Here is an 18626-nt window from a genome sequence, read left to right as displayed (position 1 = left end):
ACATGAATTTCTTACACCAGTAGTTCTCCATCTTTCATAATCACAAGTCCGTCGATATCACAGGTAATCTTTTTCATTACCAGATCCATATGTAATGGAGAATCGGTATGTCCGCCAAACATCAGGTTTTTTCCAATTCCAATATGGAGATTTCCAAAAGAACCTTCATCCGGTGCCATATGGCCGCAAAGAACATTTTTTTCGTTAAGCCCAAGACCGAGTTCGCCCACATTATATACAGACGGATCATGATAGTCAGCCAATATTTTACGTAAAATGTCCGCTTCTCTTCCCCCTCTGACAGCAACAATCATACCATCTTTCACATCTAAGTATATTGGTTCTTCAATCAGATTAAGCTGAGGATGTGGGATGCTTCCGTCAATTACAATAATTCCATTGGCAGTGCCTTCCACCGGCCCTAATGCGACCTCAGCATTAGGCGGAAATGCAGCAGAACCCGGGTGAATAGCTGTACCATAATCAATTACCACATTACGTCCCTTGACACTGCATACCAGATTGGTTCCCCCTTCTGATGTAAGGGTAAAGGTTTCTCCATGAAATTTCTCTGCGACCCGGTTAATTACCTTGGCAACTTCATCAAAATCTGCAGTCAGTCCCCCTGTCTCAAACATATCAAGTGTATAATCCTGCACTCCCACCCACCGCAGTCTTCCTGCTTTACAAGCTTCAATACGTGCTTGGCTATGCATCAACGACATGGTTGTACATCCAAATGCAACGTCTACATGTTTCATCGCTGCTGCAATTGCCCCTGTCGGCTCTGCACCGTGTCCTGCAGTGGGCGGCATTACAACCATTGTTGTTTCAAAGTATTCTTTTGCATACTTGTAAACCAGTTCTCCAATTTCCCTCTTATTATCATCAGTTATAACAAGAACCTTTTCATCCTCTTTTAAATGTGTAACGGTGGTTAATAATTGTTTTACTCCCAACGGCATGTCTTTGGACATTTCTTTCATTTTCTGTCTCCCATTCCTCTACAATATTTGTCTGCTATTTTACTTCTACAATAAGTTCTACTTCCACTGAAGTTCCCCCCGGAAGTGATGCAGCGCCTATAGCTGCACGGCTGTGTTTTCCTGCCTCACCAAACACCTGATTCACAAGATCTGAAACCGAATTCATAACAAGAGGCTGATCTTTAAATTCAGGAGTGCTTGCAACATATCCTTTGATATTGACAATCCTGATGATTTCATCTAAATCCCCTGTTAAATCCTTAACAGCCTTCAGGCAATTGACAAATGCAGCCCTGGCTGCTTCCTGTGCCTGCCGGACATTAACATCTGCTCCTGCAACTCCTTTATGAATCAGCTCTCCGTCCACTCTGGCAGCATGTCCTGAGACAAAAACCAATTGGCCTGTACGAACTGCACTTTCAAATGGCCGGACATTAGGTGCTCCTTTTCCAGTGAGCGAAAAGCCCGCACTATTTAACTTTTCCTCGTAATTCATTCCATTCCCCTCCTTTCTTAATTTATCATCAATATATCATACCTTTTTTAGAAAAACTAATGCCAATTGCCCTCATGATTTATTGATATTGTCTATAGATTTTAATTCCGGTTCGAATTTGTACTGTAATTATTTCTATTTTCATTTTAGTTTTTCCTTTTTTTTGATATACTAATTAAAACAACAAAGTCAGAGGGTGAACACTTGAATTTTAATAATCTTTATTACTTTGCCGTATTAGCCAGTTTTCAGCATTATACAAAAGCTGCGGAATATCTCTGCATAACGCAGCCCAGCCTCAGTCATGCAATTGCTTCGTTGGAAAAGGAATATGGGGTTAAACTTTTTGAAAGGGATGGACGCAATGTAAAACTCAGTAAATACGGAGAATTGTTAAATTCATATATTTCAAAAGGATTTAAAGAAATAGAACACGGCAACCGGTTATTAGATCAGTTTGCATATAAGGATGCCGGTTATGTTGATCTGAGCTTTTTATTTGTATTGGGTTATCAGTTTGTTCCCGAATTAATTAAGAGTTTTAACCGCAATGCCGGTTATAAAAATATTACGATCAACTTGAAGCAATATAATACACAAGACAGTATTTCCGGATTAAAAAACGGCGGTATTGATATCAGTCTGTGTGCCTTTATTTCCAATGAGCCTACGATTACATTCTTTCCTGTTTTAAAACAGGAACTAATCTGTATCGTGTCAGATAACCATCCACTGGCCGGTTATGATTCTGTTGAAATGGAACAGCTGATACAGTATCCGTTAATAAAATATACGGATGCAGTAGGTGAAATTCAGGATGTGATTGATAAGCTGTTTGAAGACTGCAGCAGTTATCCGCAAACTCAGAATTTCCTAAATGAAGAAATTACCATAGCCGGTTTCATATCTACCGGTATTGATCACTGCATTGCAATTGTTCCGAATCTGGAACTGCTTGATGGATTTAAAATAAAAAAGATAAAGCTAAATCATCCGGATGCATATAGAAATATCTATCTGGCAGTTGCCAACAATCGTCCAATGGCAAATTGTGTGAAACTTTTTTATGAATTTATCATTCAAAAATGTACATAAGGAAACTGCCAGCCTTATATAGACTCAGCGAACATAGCCATTTATTTTTAAATTTGGCTGCAAAAAAAGACGGGCAGCTTCCATAGGGAGTGCCCGTCTTTAAACATTTATAATAATCCTGGCAAATGCGCCTGGAACATGGATAGTATGCAGACAAATATCAGGGCTGCCACCCCAGTAATAAAACCACCGATCGTCCATGCACGGATGGTATCTTCTACCGATATCTTATAAAAACGGTTAATTGCCCAAAAGCCGGAATCATTTGGCAGGGATAAACCGATTCCTCCGGCACAAATGGCAATACCGCAAAGAACTGGCGATACACCGCTCGCTGCAATTAGTGGTGCAAACATAGAGGAGGTGGTAATTAACGCAACACCTGTAGAACCCTGAGCACACCGGAGTATCTGTGAAATAATGAAACAAAGAACCAGGACCGGAATATGAAACTGCAGCAGAGAAGAAGCAATGAAATCAGCAATTCCTGTGGACTGAAGCATTTTCCCAAAAGCTCCGCCTGAACCGGTAATCAAAAGCACCAGGCCTACTTGGCCAGCCGCATCATTCATAACTTCTCCAACCGTTTTTTTCAAATATGGCAGAGAAATCAACGCTGCATAAATAACACCAATCAACATAGCTATATTTTTATTGCCTATAAATTCCAGCAGTGTGACAAGCAAGCTCCCTTCCTGCAACACCATTGGTCCAAAACTTCCAAAAAGGATTAAAACAATCGGAACCATTAAAATTGATACCGCTACTCCAAAGCCAGGTTTTTTATCTATTCCGACAACACTGTCACTTTCTTTTTCAAAATCTTCAATATCTTCAAATGCGTATTCGTGATGATTTTTCTGATCCTGCCAGTCTAAGAATTTCCCATAGCCGAGTCCGCCTACAAGCGTACCAAATAATCCGGCAAGAGCGGCATAAAGGAAAAACACACCATAGTCCAGATGCAGATTCTCCGCAACCGCCATTGGATTGGGAGTTGGCACTACCATCGCTCCGGTAGCAACCGTTGCACATACGGTCGCACAACATAATGAAACGATTGATACTTTTGTTTTTTTTGAAATCACCCGTACCATAGGAGCATACATAATATGTACCACATCTCCAAACACAGGAATCCCAGTAATAAATCCTGCCATGGATACTGCAATCCGGGATTTCTGACCGTTGAATTTTTTTAAAAATGTATCTGCGATTACCTCGATCCCTCCGGATTCATACAAAAATCTTCCCAGCATAACACCAAGACCAATGATAACGCCAATGCTCCCCAGTGTATTACCGAATCCGTCACCAATTACTTTAGAAATATCTGCAACAGGCATTCTCACCATAAGGCCAGTTCCAACTGTTGTCACCAGTAAAGCGATAAATGCATTTACTTTGAATTTAATAATTGTTACCAACAAAATTGCAATAGCAATAAAAAAGACAATGATTAACCCTATCCCTGTAATCATTTTTAACCTCCACCTAGTTCTTTTCAAACACTCCTAGTTTTTCCAGACCTTTTTCCAAGCATAGTTTCTCTTCTTCCCCCAAATCTCTAAACGGAAACCGCGCCGGTCCCATATCAAACCCCTTCAGTTTTAAAGCTTCCTTGTGTGTGATCGTGGGCATAATGGAACGGAACAATTCACGAATCTGTAAAACCGTTTTCTGCGCCCGTCTTGCCCCTTCCAAATCACCATTTCTGTAGCCATTCCATATTTCCAGCGTCAGTTCCGGGTACACACTGGCAATGGCAATAATTCCACCTGCAGCACCTGCAAAGAGAGCTGATAAAACCTGGGCATCATTTCCTGTAATCACTTCAAAATCCTCTCGCTCTATCACTGCCTGATAATTCAGCAGAGTCATAAAATCCATACTGCTGTCTTTGATTCCGCATATATTTGTACATCGTTCTGACACTTCCTTTAACATTTTGGCAGTTATGGGGTTGTTGGTCATGCCGCTCATATTATAAAGATATACCGGCAAACCTTCTGCAATATTTGCCACCTTTTCAAAGTATTGGCACAGTGCTTTTTCATCATATTTATGATAATACGGTGCCGTCACTGAAACTGCATCCGCTCCTTTTTTCTTTGCCCATTCTATCAAAGAAAAAAGTTCTTGTTCATTCATGGACGTGACATTAAACAGCAAAGTCGTTTCTTTTCTTACTCCTTCCTTTGCAGCCAGCAAAAGGTTTTTACGCTCTTCTATGCGGAGATTGACAAATTCTCCGCTGGTGCCTCCTACAAAAATCCCTTTTATTCCACTTCCAGCTATATATTCAATCAACCTTGTATACTCTGTTGTATTCACCTTACCATTTTCATAAAACGGGGTGAGCACTGGTGCCGAAATTCCCTCTAATGTTACTAGTTTCATCCACTATCTCCTTACTTTACTTTAATATTGCCCCTTCATCCGCAGAAGACACATCCCTCGCATAACGGTAAAGATACCCCTCCTTAACCTTATATTGAAATTCCGGAAGACGTTCCAATCTCTCCTGTATTTCTTTTTTGGAAAGTTCAACAGACAAAATTCCTTCATCAATATCAATATGGATCATATCACCATCCTTCAGTGCGGCAATTGGTCCCCTTTGGGAGGTTTCCGGAGAAATGTGACCAATACACGGTCCCCTCGTAGCACCCGAAAAACGGCCATCCGTTATTAACGCTACTGTTTCTGAATATCCCATACCTACAAGCGCGGCAGTCGCTGTCAACATCTCACGCATTCCCGGTCCGCCCTGAGGACCTTCATTACGTATAACGATTACATCTCCTGCCTTGATCATTCCGCTGTAAATTGCGGTTACCGCATCTTCCTCACACTCAAAGCAGCGCGCAGGTCCCCTGTGGTTTCTCATCTGTGCCACAACCGCACTCTGTTTGACTACGCAGCCTTTTGGAGCTAAATTACCATGAAGTACGGCAATTGATCCTTCCTTTGCATATGCATTTATAACCGGCCGGATTATTTCCTGATTCCATACCTGCACACTTTCTGCATTCTGTCTGTGAGTTTTTCCATTTACCGTTATGAGGTCAAGGTTAACCATCTCCGAAAAAGCTTTTAAAACGGCACCTACCCCTCCGGCCTCGTCAAAATCCAGCATAGTGTGTATTCCCGATGGTTTTATCTTAGCCAGGTATGGCGTGGTTTTTGACAGAAGACCCAATTCCTTTACAGTCATATGAAGCTTTCCTTCTTTGGCTATTGCCGGATAGTGAAGTGTAATATTGGTTGATCCCCCAACGCTGACACATACTCTTGCTGACAATTCCAGCATTTCCTGGCTGACAATATCTCTTGGACAGATTTGTTTCTCTACAAGACGTACGATTTCAATTCCACTCTGCCTGGCAATCCGTTTCTTTTTTCCTGACACCGCATGAGCACCGGCACAGCCCGGCAGTGTAAGTCCCATAGCTTCTGCTGCGACAGACATGCTGTTGGCCGTTCCCATCATGGCGCAGGAGCCAGGTCCCGGAGACATAATCCCTTCCATCTGTTCGTACTCTTCCTTTGATATTTCTCCTTTTGCCAGCTTCCCTGCCATTTCCTTCAATTCATAGGTCGCATAACTTTTACCTTGATATACGGCTGGCATCATTGGTCCGCCAGTAACCAATATAGCTGGTATATTGATCCGCAACATGGCCATCAACATAGCCGGCACGATCTTGTCACACCCACCTAAAAGCACAAGACCGTCCAGCCTGTGAGCATTGGCGTAAACCTCAATGGAATCCGCAATTACTTCACGGCTTGGAAGTACGCTGCACATCCCAACGTGCCCCTGTGTAAATCCGTCACAAATTGAAATGGTATTTACCTCGAACGGTAGACCTCCTGCCTCTAAAACTCCTGCTTTCACCTGTTCTGCCATTTTATCCAAATGAACATGCCCGGGATGCATCTCGTTATGAGTATTAATAACGCCAATAAACGGTTTGCTCAGTTCTTCATTTAACAGTCCCATTCCTCTGAAATGCGCTCTTGGACCTGCCATACTTATTCCATTGACTACAACAGAGCTTCTGTATCGGTCATCCTTATAAGAAAAATCTTCCATATGCCCTCCTAACCTTGTAATTTTTCTGTAATTGATGCTGCACTGTGTTTTACTTCTTCTGCGAAGGAACATGCTCTCTCCGGGGAAAAGCGGTAATCTGGTGCGGAAATGCCGATGGTTCCTGCCAGATTGCCATCTGGTCCGAATATCGGTGCCGCAATACAGACAATATCCGGATTATGTTCCCGGTTATCCAGCGAATATCCCTGCTTTTGTATTAATTCCAATTCTCTGTAAAGTGTCTCCTTATGCATGATTGTATTGTCTGTATACTGCTTCAGCGGATTATATTTTAAATAGTTTTCCACCCATTCTTTACTATGGCCGGCAAGTATCAATTTTCCGCCGCCAGTACACTGAAGAGGAATCTTCCACCCAATTCTGGATCTGAGCTGAATCTGATTTTTGGCATCCAGCTTTCCCACATATACTGCTTTGTCATTGTCAGGGGCAATCAAATGGATCGTTTCCAAAGAAAGCTCATTTAACCTTTTCATCTCTTCCTTTGCTGCCTCAAGAAGGTACTCCGACAGATTTACTTTCAATGTAATATTCATCATGCCCATTCCAAGCCTGTACTGTCTTGCTTCTTTATTTTTCACAACAAATCCGCATGCCTGAAGTTCCTGAAGAATCCGATGGATGGTACTGGGGCTTAATCCGGTTATTTCCGCTATATCCCCAATATTCACCTCTCCTTTTCGCTCTGCAAGAGCCATAATAATCTGTAATGCTTTTAACGAACTGTAACTTTTCATTTTTTCCTGAAGGTCCATGGCAATCCTCCATTCCATATATGGAATATAATATTTAAATATAGAATCAATTGATACAGCCATTATAAGTGGATAAAATTTTATCGTCAATTGACAATAATCAAAAAATGCAAGTGGAATTTTGGTTATTTTAAACAAAATTTTTCTATTGTTTTTGGTTGTATTTTATATATAGAATTGGCCGTTTTTTTTACTTATTATTATTCCATATATAAAACGATTCAATTATAACAATAAAAAAACCAATCGGATCCATACGTGAGAAAAATAATTTTAATCCCATAAAGATTATGAATCTAAAGCAAAACGGTTCGTGTGTTTATCTGATTCGATTAATTGAAAAGCGGCATCTCACACAGTAAGATGCCGCTTAAAATCATTTTTTAACAACTGATATTTTCCTGATTTTATGTGCCCTGCAGGTTCCGTTTTTGATCCTTGCTTGATCTAATGATGATAATTTACGTACTAAATCAAAAGTCTGGCAGTTGTCTGCTGTTTTTCCCTGACTGTAAATTTTTTCAAAAAATGATATCAATCAGTAACGGCTTCTATTAAGTACATTTAAAAGTCAATTGAGTACGAATTTAACCTTTTCCATCCATGTGTATATTAGACTCACTTTGATATTTTTTTACCAAATGATTCCAGTAATGCTTAATAACAATTTATTGGCATATAAAGCAGATGGGAAAAGCAAAAGTGGTATGTGATTTCTTGGCAAAACAAAGATTCCTGTTGCAGAACATGATGCGAGGAAAGGCGCTCCCCAAATAAACAGGTATTTGTATGGCACGCGGCATCGTCATATTATTACTCATTGTCTGAAGAGAGATCAATGATTTTTTCCACAATACCAGCATCTGTTTTTTGTAGTGGCTTCTACTATACTGGGAAAGGTAAAAACTCAAACAATAAACCGTGGAGGGTAAACATGAAAAAATTAATTACACTATTATTCGTACTTACAATGTCGGTCAGCATTGCGGCCTGTGGAAACAAGGAAACATCTTCTGCGACCGAACAGTCTTCCCAGACGGAGGAAACCTCAGAAGCGCCCGCAGAGAGCGAAGTTAAAAGCGAGGTTGAAGCCGCAGCAGTCGTATTCCCTGACTTGGACGGATTCACCAGGGAAGTACAGTCCACCATGGGAATTGATGTGACCATGTATCAGGCTGAAGATAATTCCGCCATTATCGTGATGGGTATGCCAGGGGATGAGGAAACCTATCAGTTATTTGCCACCAGGGACGCAGAAGCGGAAGCACTGCTCAATGAGGCAGCTTGCACGCAGTTGGAACAGCAACTATCCCAGATCATTCCTGATTTTAAAGCACAGGGCAAATTTGAAACCGTAGAAGGCAAAGAGGCCTATGTCATCACTGCGAACATCCCTAAAGAACAGGCAGGTGCAGCAGGTGCGGACATCGACATACATTATTACATGATTGCCACCAAAGATTCTATTTACATTGTGATTGGCACATCGCTGGGTGCAGATATTGTTGAAGGAATAAAAAGTACTATCTCTTTAATTCCTTAACATGTTACTATACATTTCGGTTATAACAGACCGTTATAACCGTCTGACCATTTAATGAACCAGAAGTATTTTGCTGACACAGTTTTACCACATGTGTCATTAGTAGATATTAATAAAAAAGTATAATGATTATGTTATAATTGAAAAAATCATTGAAATTTGTTACCTCAATGATGACGGAAGACAAAGTCAATTATATAAAACAGTATTGAATATATGCTCATAAATATTCAATACTGTTCCTTTGTGTTTATCTATGTTATAATTTACTAAATCAGAATTTACCGTTCAAAGTATTGTTCATTTTATAACACAATAGAAATATTTATTATGAAAAAATTATTTCGGGTGATGAAAACCTACTTAATACTTACCTGAGTAGAAAACAATGTGTATATATCGGCACAGATATTGTAAAATAATCCCTGTCCAGATAACGAAAAATTGATTGGAGATAATTTTATGAAGATATAATTGCTTTGTGCCAAAGGATTTGAAACAATGGAATTCAGTCCATTTATTGACGTGACAGGCTGGGCCAGAGATGATTTTGGCCACGCGGTCACAGTAGAAACATGTGGATTTGCCAAAATTGTTACCAGCACATTTGGAATTCCTGTTGTTGTGGATAAATTAATTACTGAAATACCAGCTTCTGCCTTCATATCATTTTACATTGGTTCTACTCTGCAGCAATTAATTACAGCCACCGTTTTTAATTATTGCAAAGCTTGTAATGATTCATTCACAACTAAATATTTAGTAATCTCTTCAAAAAAAGTTAGAACTGGTTTACAATTAGTTGGCTTGACAGATCCTTTCGATAATTATACAATGAAGTTAGTTTTCGCTAACCGCTTGAAAGGAGGATATATGAAACAAATGGATATTAAATTATACAAATTAAAAGTTGTCAAAGGTAAAGAGAAAACAGCCAAAGAGTGGCTGGCTTTTCTGGAAGCACATAAAGTCGAGGGAACTGAGACCCTTAAAAATGAATTGGCTTATTTTGAAGCCTATTTTACAGCAGTAGAAAATGGCATCATGTATATTTACATGTTTTTTGTCGCAAAAGATGTGAGCTATTCCAATACTATTGCTGGTAATAGCAAAAATGAGCTGGACATCAAACATTTTGAATACATGCGAAGTTGTATCGACCTGACCGCCGGGGATATCATGGACTGCGCTTTTTATTTGGATAACCTGGAAGCTTTAAATTCCTATTAACAGGTGATTTTGTATCAATACCATAGATTTTTGTTGTATCGTGCGTTACTGCATACTTTTGCTTTATATATTTTAACGAGCTGCTATCAATCATGGCATTTTCCTTCGTTTTGGTATGGGCGTAAAATCTCCAAATACCGGCTATTGGAATCCTTTCTTTAAATTTAAGAACCTGTATTCAAAGATACACGATTCCACAAAATGTTTTTACGAATACAGGTTCTAATATAGGGTTTGATTTTTTGTTCAGTAGTAAATCATTTACACTATTTGTCATTTCTCTGATGCATAGCTGTCTAAATTCTTTCATTCATAAAGTTCCCCTTTGCACTCTTACAGGCTCCAATTCTAACTGATCCAAATCACTCCAGTAGAGACCATACCGGATAGACTCCAGGCCTTTTGCACCGACCACAATAAAACCGTATACATTCGAGTTCATTTCTGCAATGGGATAGAGATTAGAAATCCACAATCCATTCAGATCCGGTTTTTCAGAAAGCTTTTGCCGAATTGACATGGCTTCTTCTGAATAACTCCAGACCAGATTAGAATCTGTATAATCCTGAAATCTCCCCACCAATTCCAGTTTTCCTTCAGCGAAGAGATACCGAAAAGTAACAGGTATCTCATTATCCGATGCATAGCATTTCGGTGAGATTAAGGCAGTATCCCTGTCTGCACTGATGTAAGAATAATGATCCCCCTGAGTTGCGTTAGCTTCCAGCGGTTTTAAGTCAAGGCTTTGTTTCATTACCCAGTTATCGCTGTTTTTTTCGCATCGAAACAAGCCTGCATAACTATGAAAAACAAGCCTTTCACTGTCAGCATAATTGAGTTCAATCCCATCTGCTCCCAGGAGTGCTAAGTCAGAGATCAAGAGGTCATAATTTACTGGTTGCGCAATTAAGTCTACAGCTGTAAACCTCAGCCATTCATCTGCCACCATTGCAACCAGTTCTCCATATTCTTCTTCCAGACAATATGGTGTTCCTTCACTACCAAAATTAGATTGCTCATGTTCTGTGGGTACCTCTTCCGGGTCTACGGAGGACAAAATATATCCATCTACACAGCCCGAATCCCCCATCGGTTCACCCAGTCTGCTTAATAGTCGATAGAGCTGTCCATTTATATACAGCATGGGCAGTGCTTTTTCTGTTGCTGCCATCTCTGCTGCTGCCATCTCTGCTGTTGTCTCTAACTCAGTGATAACTGGCAGTGAAGCAATTGTGGTTTCAGAAACGGTGTTTACCGTTTCTGGATTAGGAAACTTCTGCTGTTGGAAACATGCAGTTAAGCCAATGATTATAATAGCTGTACTCAGAATTATGATATATTTACTCAAATACTCACCTCCGGTAATTTATTTTCGAACTTTCTTTCTATTATAACAAGGTCTTTGTTTTGACTTTTTACATTTTTCTTAATTTTATATGATATAACTTTGATGCAAATAGAATAGCAATTTACTGAAGTAATATTACGAAACCCCCTCGCATATAATTGAATATCCGTGTATTCTTCCAAATCTGTAAGTTATGCCGGTTATATGAGTATTAACGCGCCTTCTGCTATAGATTCGAATATTATTTCAAGAATTAGAAGTGTTCCAAATTTTAGCCTGGAGGACAAGGAGTATTAACAGGAATTGTAGATACGGGAATAGATTACAGATATTTTATTTACCTGGATAAATATTCCACTGTAACAGCCCATAATTATGTTAATAACAGTATATAATTTTTATGCAAGTCGGTGATATCAGAACACTCGTTGTAAAGCCTGAATTTCAGCACCAGGTGTGAATGCATTTGGACCAACATTAAAATTGATTATTAATATAGGAGATGTTGTAGAAATGAACCATATAGTAAATGAGAATTATAAAATTTATTTAATAACCATGGATAAAAGTGATCAATTTTGGAGGGTTATGGATAATGGTGCTAGAGAAATGGCTTCTATGTTAGGTGTTACATATGAATGGGACGCCCCCTTAACGAGAGATGTAAATAAACAAATTGAAATATTTAATAATGCTGTAGCAGCGGGAGCTAATGCAATAATGTTAGCGGCGAGTGATCCTTTAGAGATTTCAATGGCAGTTGAAGAAGCGAAAGCAAAGGGTGTAAAAATCATTTATGTCGATGCACCAGCGTTTGAAGAAGCAGTCATAACCTTTGCTACAGATAATTATACAGCTGGTAAGATAGCTGGAGAAAATATGTTTTACGAATTAGAGGAGATTGGTGTCAAATATGGTTCAATAGGAATCATTGGGGTAACTCCTGAAAACAGAACGACTGTAAATCGGGAAAGGGGATTTCGCGATTATTTTAAACCGTTTGCCAGTTATCAAATATTAGAAACAATATACACGAATGGTGACCCAGAGTTAGCAAAACAAGCAACGGAAAAATATATAAGAGACAATCCCAATCTTGTTGGTATTTTTTCAACGAATGAAGGATCTACGTTAGGGATGGGGTATGCTTTGAGAGAAAATGATATAAATATTATCGGTATTGGATTTGATATCACAGAGGTAATTCAGGAAATGATAAAAGATAATACTATAAAAGCTATATTGGTACAAAATCCATTTACAATGGGCTATTTGGGTATGGCTCAGGCAGTTGCTGCATTAAAGGGATTTGATACAGGTCCACAATATATTAATACTGGAGTAACTGTATTTAATATATATACACCAAGTCGAATACTGTCATAATTAACTATATTTGAGAAATAAGGGAATTAAAATGACACCTGTAAAAAGAAATCATATTATGAGTGATGAAAGGTTAAAAAGAAATGGACGCAGCGGTACCGGAATTGAGACTTGGTACTCAGCCAGTTGATGCTGTATTATCCAGAACGATTGAATGAATATCTATAAAGAAAAGCCGGTCAGACAGTTTGTCACAACTCTCTGACCGGCCCATTTATTTCCATATTCCGTCGGTACTTATAATATGCCCGATCTTTTCCTAATAAAACGCGACCGAGGTTACTTGCCGGACCATGAGCTGTTGAATAAATGTAATACCACCTAGGCTAATCCAAGGTATCATGATCTGTCCCATCTGGCACAAAAGTTGACGTTCGGTTAGTGACTGGTTTGATATTGGTTACATCAGTATTTAGTGAAGTAACTGTACTACTTAAATTGCTATTTAATAAATTATGTAGGTAGAAAATATAAATAAAGAAGACTACTTAAAAGCAGTCTTCTTTATCACGTGGATTATGCAGTATGAACATTAACAGCCTGTAATCCTCGATTACCTTCTGTTACATCAAATGTAACTGACTGTCCCTCGTCTAAGGTTTTAAAACCGTCCATCGCGAGGCCAGAGAAATGAACGAATATATCGTTGCCCTGCTCGTCACAGATAAAACCAAAGCCTTTTTGTGGATTAAACCATTTTACTGTACCTTTAGTCATGAAAGATACCTCCTTAAATATTATTATTGTATTTTTACTAAACTAAAAATCGCATATATATGTAAATCATCAATAGAATAATGACTTACGTATACATGCGAAATCAAGACCTTATTTAAAATACTGCTTTATCATAACACAATGATTTAAATAAGTCAATTAAAAATCAAGGAAAAAAGGTTAAAATGTGAAAGTCATCAATAGGCATAAAGTGAACAGCGCGAAGTGGAAATGGCGAACCTGTCTGAACTTGGTAAATCATCATGAAACTGGGGCTTATCCGAATTCAGTAAAATGGGGAGAAAACATTGTTGGAGAATGCTGAAAAATATAGCAAAAGCAATATAAAAAAGTTTTTATTTAATGTAAAGATGTTTTATAAGGGTAGGGATTAAAAATGGGCAAACAGGTTTAAAAGGTAATCCAGTGATTAGTCAGATTTCAGCTAACCACCAGATACCTTAGGAGATCTTCCTCGCTGGTGACTGTTTCCTTTAATTTTACTATAAACCCAATTTCGTCTTGCGTTAAAACGATCCTGTCTGTGGAAAAAAATAATAATAAAAATAGTGGTTGTTTTATATGGGAGTTGAAATGGTCTTGAGGTAATAATAAGGAATGATAATGAGATGCACTTGATAAATGAAAATTGGGTTAGAATTTCTGCTCATAGATAAACGGAATAACCTCTTCACGTTTGATGTTCAATACATAAGCAAACTCCTCACAAAGCGCTTTTTCAGCATCTTTGAGAAAACATTCATCAAAAATCTGGAGTTTTCTGTCTTTATTTATGTTTTTTAGCTCTTGTTTCTGATAACGCAAAGTTTTTATCATTTTTATTAGCTCAGAACGGTTACCATCTGAAAGAATCTGGCCATATAATTCTTTGCGCTTATGATTATCCTTAATCCAAATTAAATCTTCATCCGACATTTTCTCAACTACAGAGAAAATTTCATCGGCAGAGAGAACGTGGCGAATTTCAGTCTTTCTTTTGTTACTTATAGCTGAGACGTATACTGTCGAGGCAGTATTGTAAATGGGTTTGAGTACATAATATGAACGAATTTTTTCATCCATGTACATATCCTGTAATCCGGTAACCTTACAAATACCATGATTTCCGTATATGATGATATCACCTATATTTATGATATCTCACCTCCTTCTAACAAAATAAAAAAATGGTTCACTGAAACTGGACTTACGTCACTGCATAGCAAACCACATACCTGATGTTTATATTATAGCACAATTGTAGATGAAATGTATACAGTAATTTTATCCAAAAAATAAGATTATATGATGAGCTATCTATTTAGTATTTTCCTGAGCACCGTGAGAAAGGGGTATGCCAACCGAGAATGTGAGAAATATATGTAGCTCATCTAAAACTTATAAGACCACTAACTATGATATTAAGTTAGTGGTCTTGTCTTTATTTATACACAAAACTAAAATATAAAAGCCAAAAAGAACATAGGCTATCTACATATAACAATTTTATAATGCTTTTTTTCATAATTATTCACTTATAATCAGCTATAGTTGCATAAATCAGCAATAATCACTTATAACAAACCAATACCTTTCATTCACAGTTTTTTCACAAATCAGAGAAACGGCTTAAATACGGTGCGTTTTGCTGTTTTATTGTATAGTGCCTTACTATTTACTTTATCTTAATATATTTTAATTTCATATATTTTATTTCCATTATCATTATAATAATACAGACTTTATTGTCATTACAATAACCTTAAAAATGTTGAGCAGACTATAAAACTATGGTATGATATTATCTGCAGGGGGAGACACCCATAATAAAAAACGAATTGCACGGGGAGACACCCATAATAAAAAACATATAAAGAGGTGATATTATATCAAAACAAATCAAAGTAGTAGATTGTAGTGATAACTCTTTAGAACCAACTTATCCGAAACGCGCCCGGCAACTGATTAAAAATCAACGGGCAGATTGGATATCTGAAGATACTATCCGCATGAAACTACAGTATGTGGAGGGAAAAGTAATGACTACAGAAAGTATCGTACAAGGTGTGAATTCTATAACAAATATTAACTCTGAAGACAGCCAAAACAATCAAGCTCCTGATGATAATACTATCCTAGAACTTGCAAAACGCAGACTGGCAATAAAGAAAAACCTATTATCCCAAACTTTGGATTATATGCTTATCCTATTGTGTTTTGCTTCATTGGCCGTAATCTGGGATTATGACACAAAAGTATTGGTTTGTATTACTTTTTCTCTATTTTGGGGGATACGTCTACTGTATCGGATCTTTGTATTTGCTAAACCATCTTTTAAAGATGGGATCACTGAATACATAAAAAGGAGAAATGATTACCAATTGGAATCGGAGTTTAATCGGCTAAAAAGGGAATATTTGAATAATCATTAACCCCTTTTGCTATCTGCCGAATTAAACCTATACTTTAAGATTGAATACCGGTGAATTTTTCGCCGGTATTTTTTATCGTATACGAGAAAAGTTCGTCCTATACGATAAAAACCCTCCGGGAGGATCGCACTGCGGCGGCAGGGTTGGATGTCGCCGCAGGCGGAGAATCCCGCAAGCGGAATTCTTTCTTATGCAATACCTCCGGTACATGTAGTATAATAAATTGCTATTTATTTCTAAAAAACAAAATAGTGATTATAATCAGAATCAGCATTCCTATAATAAGATAAAGCGGTATAAAGCGTTCAGATTTTCCAGCTATAAAAATTGCTGTGGGGCCATCTGCTCCTCCAATAATTGAGACTGTCCGGCTTATATAGTATCTCTTTATAAAAAATAATAAAAGCCCTAATGCTGATATCATTAATATTAATCCAGCTAAGAATTTATATATTTTCATGTAATCATTTCCTTTCAAGCATATTTTCTTTTATTATAATACTATAAAGCTTGCGTGTGTAAATAATTTTATAAAACTAAGGCTCTTTAATTGCTATTTAAGAATATCTGAATAAAAAAGACCATGGTCTATCTACATATGGCAGTCTATGGCCTTTAGGCATCCATACAAACCACGTGTCATCCAACTCCTGCCGTCAGCTTAATATGCAAGAAGTGAAACAGCTGCACTGCTACTTCCAGCCGGTGAATACCTGCTGTCACTGAATCCCCATTAACTACCATATATAAAAGAACAAATATTAAAATCTATAAGTGAATGATCTTAATACATAATTTTTATTACCAGTGTGATTTTACTATACTCTAATTTCATAATTATTCACTTATAATCAGCTATAGTTGCATAAATCAGCAGTAATCACTTATAAAAAACCAACACCATTCATTCACAGTTTTTTCACAAGACGTACAAAAATTATTTACAACTTCTACAAACTTTTTTCACATCTCTCCTCTATACTTAAGATAGTAACAAGAAGAACTCCAATACTTGTTAAATTAAAAACTTTTTTTCATAACTGGCCGGTGAAAGTCACATTTCACCGGCTCCTCCCTTTTTATGGGCTAATTATTTCCTGGAAATTTAGGAATGACCGTTGCAAAGAAAGTCGTTCTATTATAGAATAGGGAAGGTGCCCGTGGCATATGCAAACTTGGAGGATATTATACATCATGAAGAAAAATGCAATCGTAGGACAATCCGGCGGACCAACCGCTGTGATCAATGCAAGCCTTTACGGCGTCATCAAGGAAGGAATTGCTCGTGAAGAAATCGGCCGGGTTTATGGCATGATCAACGGTATAGAAGGCTTCATGTCCGACAATTATATGGATTTGACAGGTGATTTGACGGAGGAAGAACTGGAGCTTCTGAAATTAACGCCTGCCGCTTATTTAGGCTCCTGCCGCTATAAACTCCCTGACGATCTGTCTTCTCCCTTTTATCCGGCTCTGTTTGAAAAATTCCGGACCATGGAAATCGGATATTTCTTTTATATCGGAGGCAATGATTCCATGGATACAGTAAGCAAGCTCTCCCGCTACGCCTCCCATCATAACAGCGCCATCCGTTTCATTGGAATTCCCAAAACCATTGACAATGACTTGACTTTAACGGATCACACTCCCGGATACGGCAGTGCCGCCAAATACGTGGCTGACACCGTCCGTGAAATCGTTCTGGACTCTTCCGTTTACCAGCAGAAGTCCGTCACCATTGTGGAGCTGATGGGCCGCCATGCAGGCTGGCTCACTGCTGCCAGTGCATTGGCCAGAAAATTCGAGGGTGATAATCCCGTGCTTATCTACCTTCCTGAAACTGATTTTGATTTTGAACGGTTTGCATCAGATGTTAAAATTGCTCTTAAAAAAAACAACTCGGTTATTATCTGTATCTCAGAAGGTCTCTCCGACGCCCAGGGCAAATTCATATGCGAATACTCGGATGAAGTCCGTCTGGATACCTTTGGTCATAAAATGCTCACCGGAAGCGGCAAAATGCTGGAAAATTTTGTGCGCGACCGTTTCGGCGTAAAGGTCCGTTCCATTGAGCTGAATGTTAGCCAGCGCTGCAGCGGCATGCTGGCTTCCGCAACCGACATAGAAGAATCCGTACAGGCAGGCTCAGAAGGGGTAAAGGCCGCTTTAAACGGCATTACCGGAAGAATGGTCGCCTTTTGCCGTACAGGAAACTCCCCTTATTCCATGGAATGCACCACGGTTGATGTAAACCAGGTTTGCAATCAGGAAAAGCTGTTTCCTTCCCAATGGATCTGCAGCAACGGCACTGATGTCACCTCAGATTTTCTGGAATATGTCCTGCCCCTGATCCAGGGGGAACTTCAACGAAAAATAGAAAGCGGCAGACCTGTATATCTTTACCGGAGATGATAATGTCCGCTGAACTCACAAAGGGGCGCAGACAGATATTTACCTGGCTGTGCCCCTTTCAGACTGTTGACAAACAGTATTCCGGCGTTTTCTTTGTGCTCATAAT

Annotated in this window: 16 protein-coding genes; 6 read left to right on the top strand and 10 right to left on the bottom strand. The window is 38.5% G+C overall.

What is annotated here, in order from left to right; all coding sequences use genetic code 11:
- Positions 1-11 precede the first annotated feature (11 nt).
- Together K401_RS0123030 and K401_RS0123025 are read right to left on the bottom strand one after the other, a co-directional pair.
- Entirely contained in the window at positions 12-986 is a 975-nt protein-coding gene (locus K401_RS0123030) for an aminopeptidase (protein ID WP_024295153.1), read from the bottom strand.
- Between the two features lie 34 nt (positions 987-1020).
- Complete coding sequence (locus K401_RS0123025) at positions 1021-1482, bottom strand: RidA family protein (protein WP_024295152.1); 462 nt, start codon at positions 1480-1482, stop codon at positions 1021-1023.
- Between the two features lie 204 nt (positions 1483-1686).
- Between K401_RS0123025 and K401_RS0123020 the strand changes: the two genes are divergently transcribed.
- Positions 1687-2577, top strand: a complete 891-nt coding sequence (locus K401_RS0123020; protein WP_024295151.1) for a LysR family transcriptional regulator — start codon at positions 1687-1689, stop codon at positions 2575-2577.
- A 107-nt stretch (positions 2578-2684) separates the two neighbouring features.
- On the opposite strand, the gene K401_RS0123015 is transcribed toward K401_RS0123020, so the two are convergent.
- Genes K401_RS0123015 through K401_RS0123000 form a run of 4 tightly spaced genes read right to left on the bottom strand, consistent with a single transcriptional unit; the run spans position 2685 to position 7452 of the window.
- Positions 2685-4058, bottom strand: a complete 1374-nt coding sequence (locus tag K401_RS0123015; RefSeq protein ID WP_024295150.1) for a GntP family permease — start codon at positions 4056-4058, stop codon at positions 2685-2687.
- 13 nt (positions 4059-4071) lie between these two features.
- Positions 4072-4977 (bottom strand): dihydrodipicolinate synthase family protein, encoded by a 906-nt coding sequence (locus tag K401_RS0123010; RefSeq protein ID WP_024295149.1) that lies wholly within the window; start codon positions 4975-4977, stop codon positions 4072-4074.
- Positions 4978-4993: 16 nt separating this feature from the next.
- Positions 4994-6676 (bottom strand): dihydroxy-acid dehydratase, encoded by a 1683-nt coding sequence (gene ilvD / locus K401_RS0123005; RefSeq protein WP_024295148.1) that lies wholly within the window; start codon positions 6674-6676, stop codon positions 4994-4996.
- A gap of 8 nt (positions 6677-6684) precedes the next feature.
- Positions 6685-7452 carry an IclR family transcriptional regulator gene (locus tag K401_RS0123000; protein ID WP_024295147.1) on the bottom strand — a complete coding sequence of 256 codons (768 nt, stop codon included), beginning with the start codon at positions 7450-7452 and terminating at the stop codon, positions 6685-6687.
- Between the two features lie 934 nt (positions 7453-8386).
- Between K401_RS0123000 and K401_RS0122995 the strand changes: the two genes are divergently transcribed.
- Complete coding sequence (locus K401_RS0122995) at positions 8387-8995, top strand: LptM family lipoprotein (RefSeq protein WP_024295146.1); 609 nt, start codon at positions 8387-8389, stop codon at positions 8993-8995.
- A gap of 501 nt (positions 8996-9496) precedes the next feature.
- Positions 9497-10225 (top strand): DUF6176 family protein, encoded by a 729-nt coding sequence (locus tag K401_RS33970; RefSeq protein ID WP_330363170.1) that lies wholly within the window; start codon positions 9497-9499, stop codon positions 10223-10225.
- Positions 10226-10535: 310 nt separating this feature from the next.
- Here K401_RS33970 and K401_RS0122980 read toward each other — a convergent pair whose 3' ends face one another.
- Complete coding sequence (locus K401_RS0122980) at positions 10536-11573, bottom strand: hypothetical protein (protein WP_024295144.1); 1038 nt, start codon at positions 11571-11573, stop codon at positions 10536-10538.
- Positions 11574-12086: 513 nt separating this feature from the next.
- Here K401_RS0122980 and K401_RS0122975 point away from each other — a divergent pair.
- Entirely contained in the window at positions 12087-12959 is an 873-nt protein-coding gene (locus K401_RS0122975; RefSeq protein WP_024295143.1) for a substrate-binding domain-containing protein, read from the top strand.
- A 516-nt stretch (positions 12960-13475) separates the two neighbouring features.
- Here K401_RS0122975 and K401_RS0122970 read toward each other — a convergent pair.
- Both K401_RS0122970 and K401_RS0122965 read right to left on the bottom strand, forming a co-directional pair.
- Positions 13476-13676, bottom strand: coding sequence for a cold-shock protein (locus K401_RS0122970; RefSeq protein ID WP_024295142.1), 201 nt, complete (start codon positions 13674-13676; stop codon positions 13476-13478).
- Positions 13677-14330: 654 nt separating this feature from the next.
- Positions 14331-14816 (bottom strand): CarD family transcriptional regulator, encoded by a 486-nt coding sequence (locus tag K401_RS0122965; protein ID WP_278246394.1) that lies wholly within the window; start codon positions 14814-14816, stop codon positions 14331-14333.
- Positions 14817-15715: 899 nt separating this feature from the next.
- On the opposite strand from K401_RS0122965, the gene K401_RS0122960 reads away from it, so the two are divergent.
- The gene (locus K401_RS0122960; protein ID WP_024295140.1) at positions 15716-16108 is read left to right on the top strand and encodes a hypothetical protein; all 393 of its coding nucleotides are present in this window, start codon (positions 15716-15718) and stop codon (positions 16106-16108) included.
- Between the two features lie 226 nt (positions 16109-16334).
- Here K401_RS0122960 and K401_RS0122955 read toward each other — a convergent pair whose 3' ends face one another.
- Positions 16335-16568, bottom strand: a complete 234-nt coding sequence (locus tag K401_RS0122955) for a hypothetical protein (protein WP_024295139.1) — start codon at positions 16566-16568, stop codon at positions 16335-16337.
- Positions 16569-17302: 734 nt separating this feature from the next.
- Between K401_RS0122955 and K401_RS0122950 the strand changes: the two genes are divergently transcribed.
- A complete protein-coding gene (locus K401_RS0122950; protein WP_024295138.1) occupies positions 17303-18520 on the top strand; it encodes a 6-phosphofructokinase in 1218 nt (405 codons plus the stop codon).
- The last annotated feature ends 106 nt before the right edge of the window (positions 18521-18626 follow it).

Source organism: Lacrimispora indolis DSM 755, from assembly GCF_000526995.1.
Classification (GTDB): domain Bacteria; phylum Bacillota; class Clostridia; order Lachnospirales; family Lachnospiraceae; genus Lacrimispora; species Lacrimispora indolis.
Note: the sequence above shows the minus strand (reverse complement) of the source record. Positions and strands in the feature narration are given on the sequence as shown.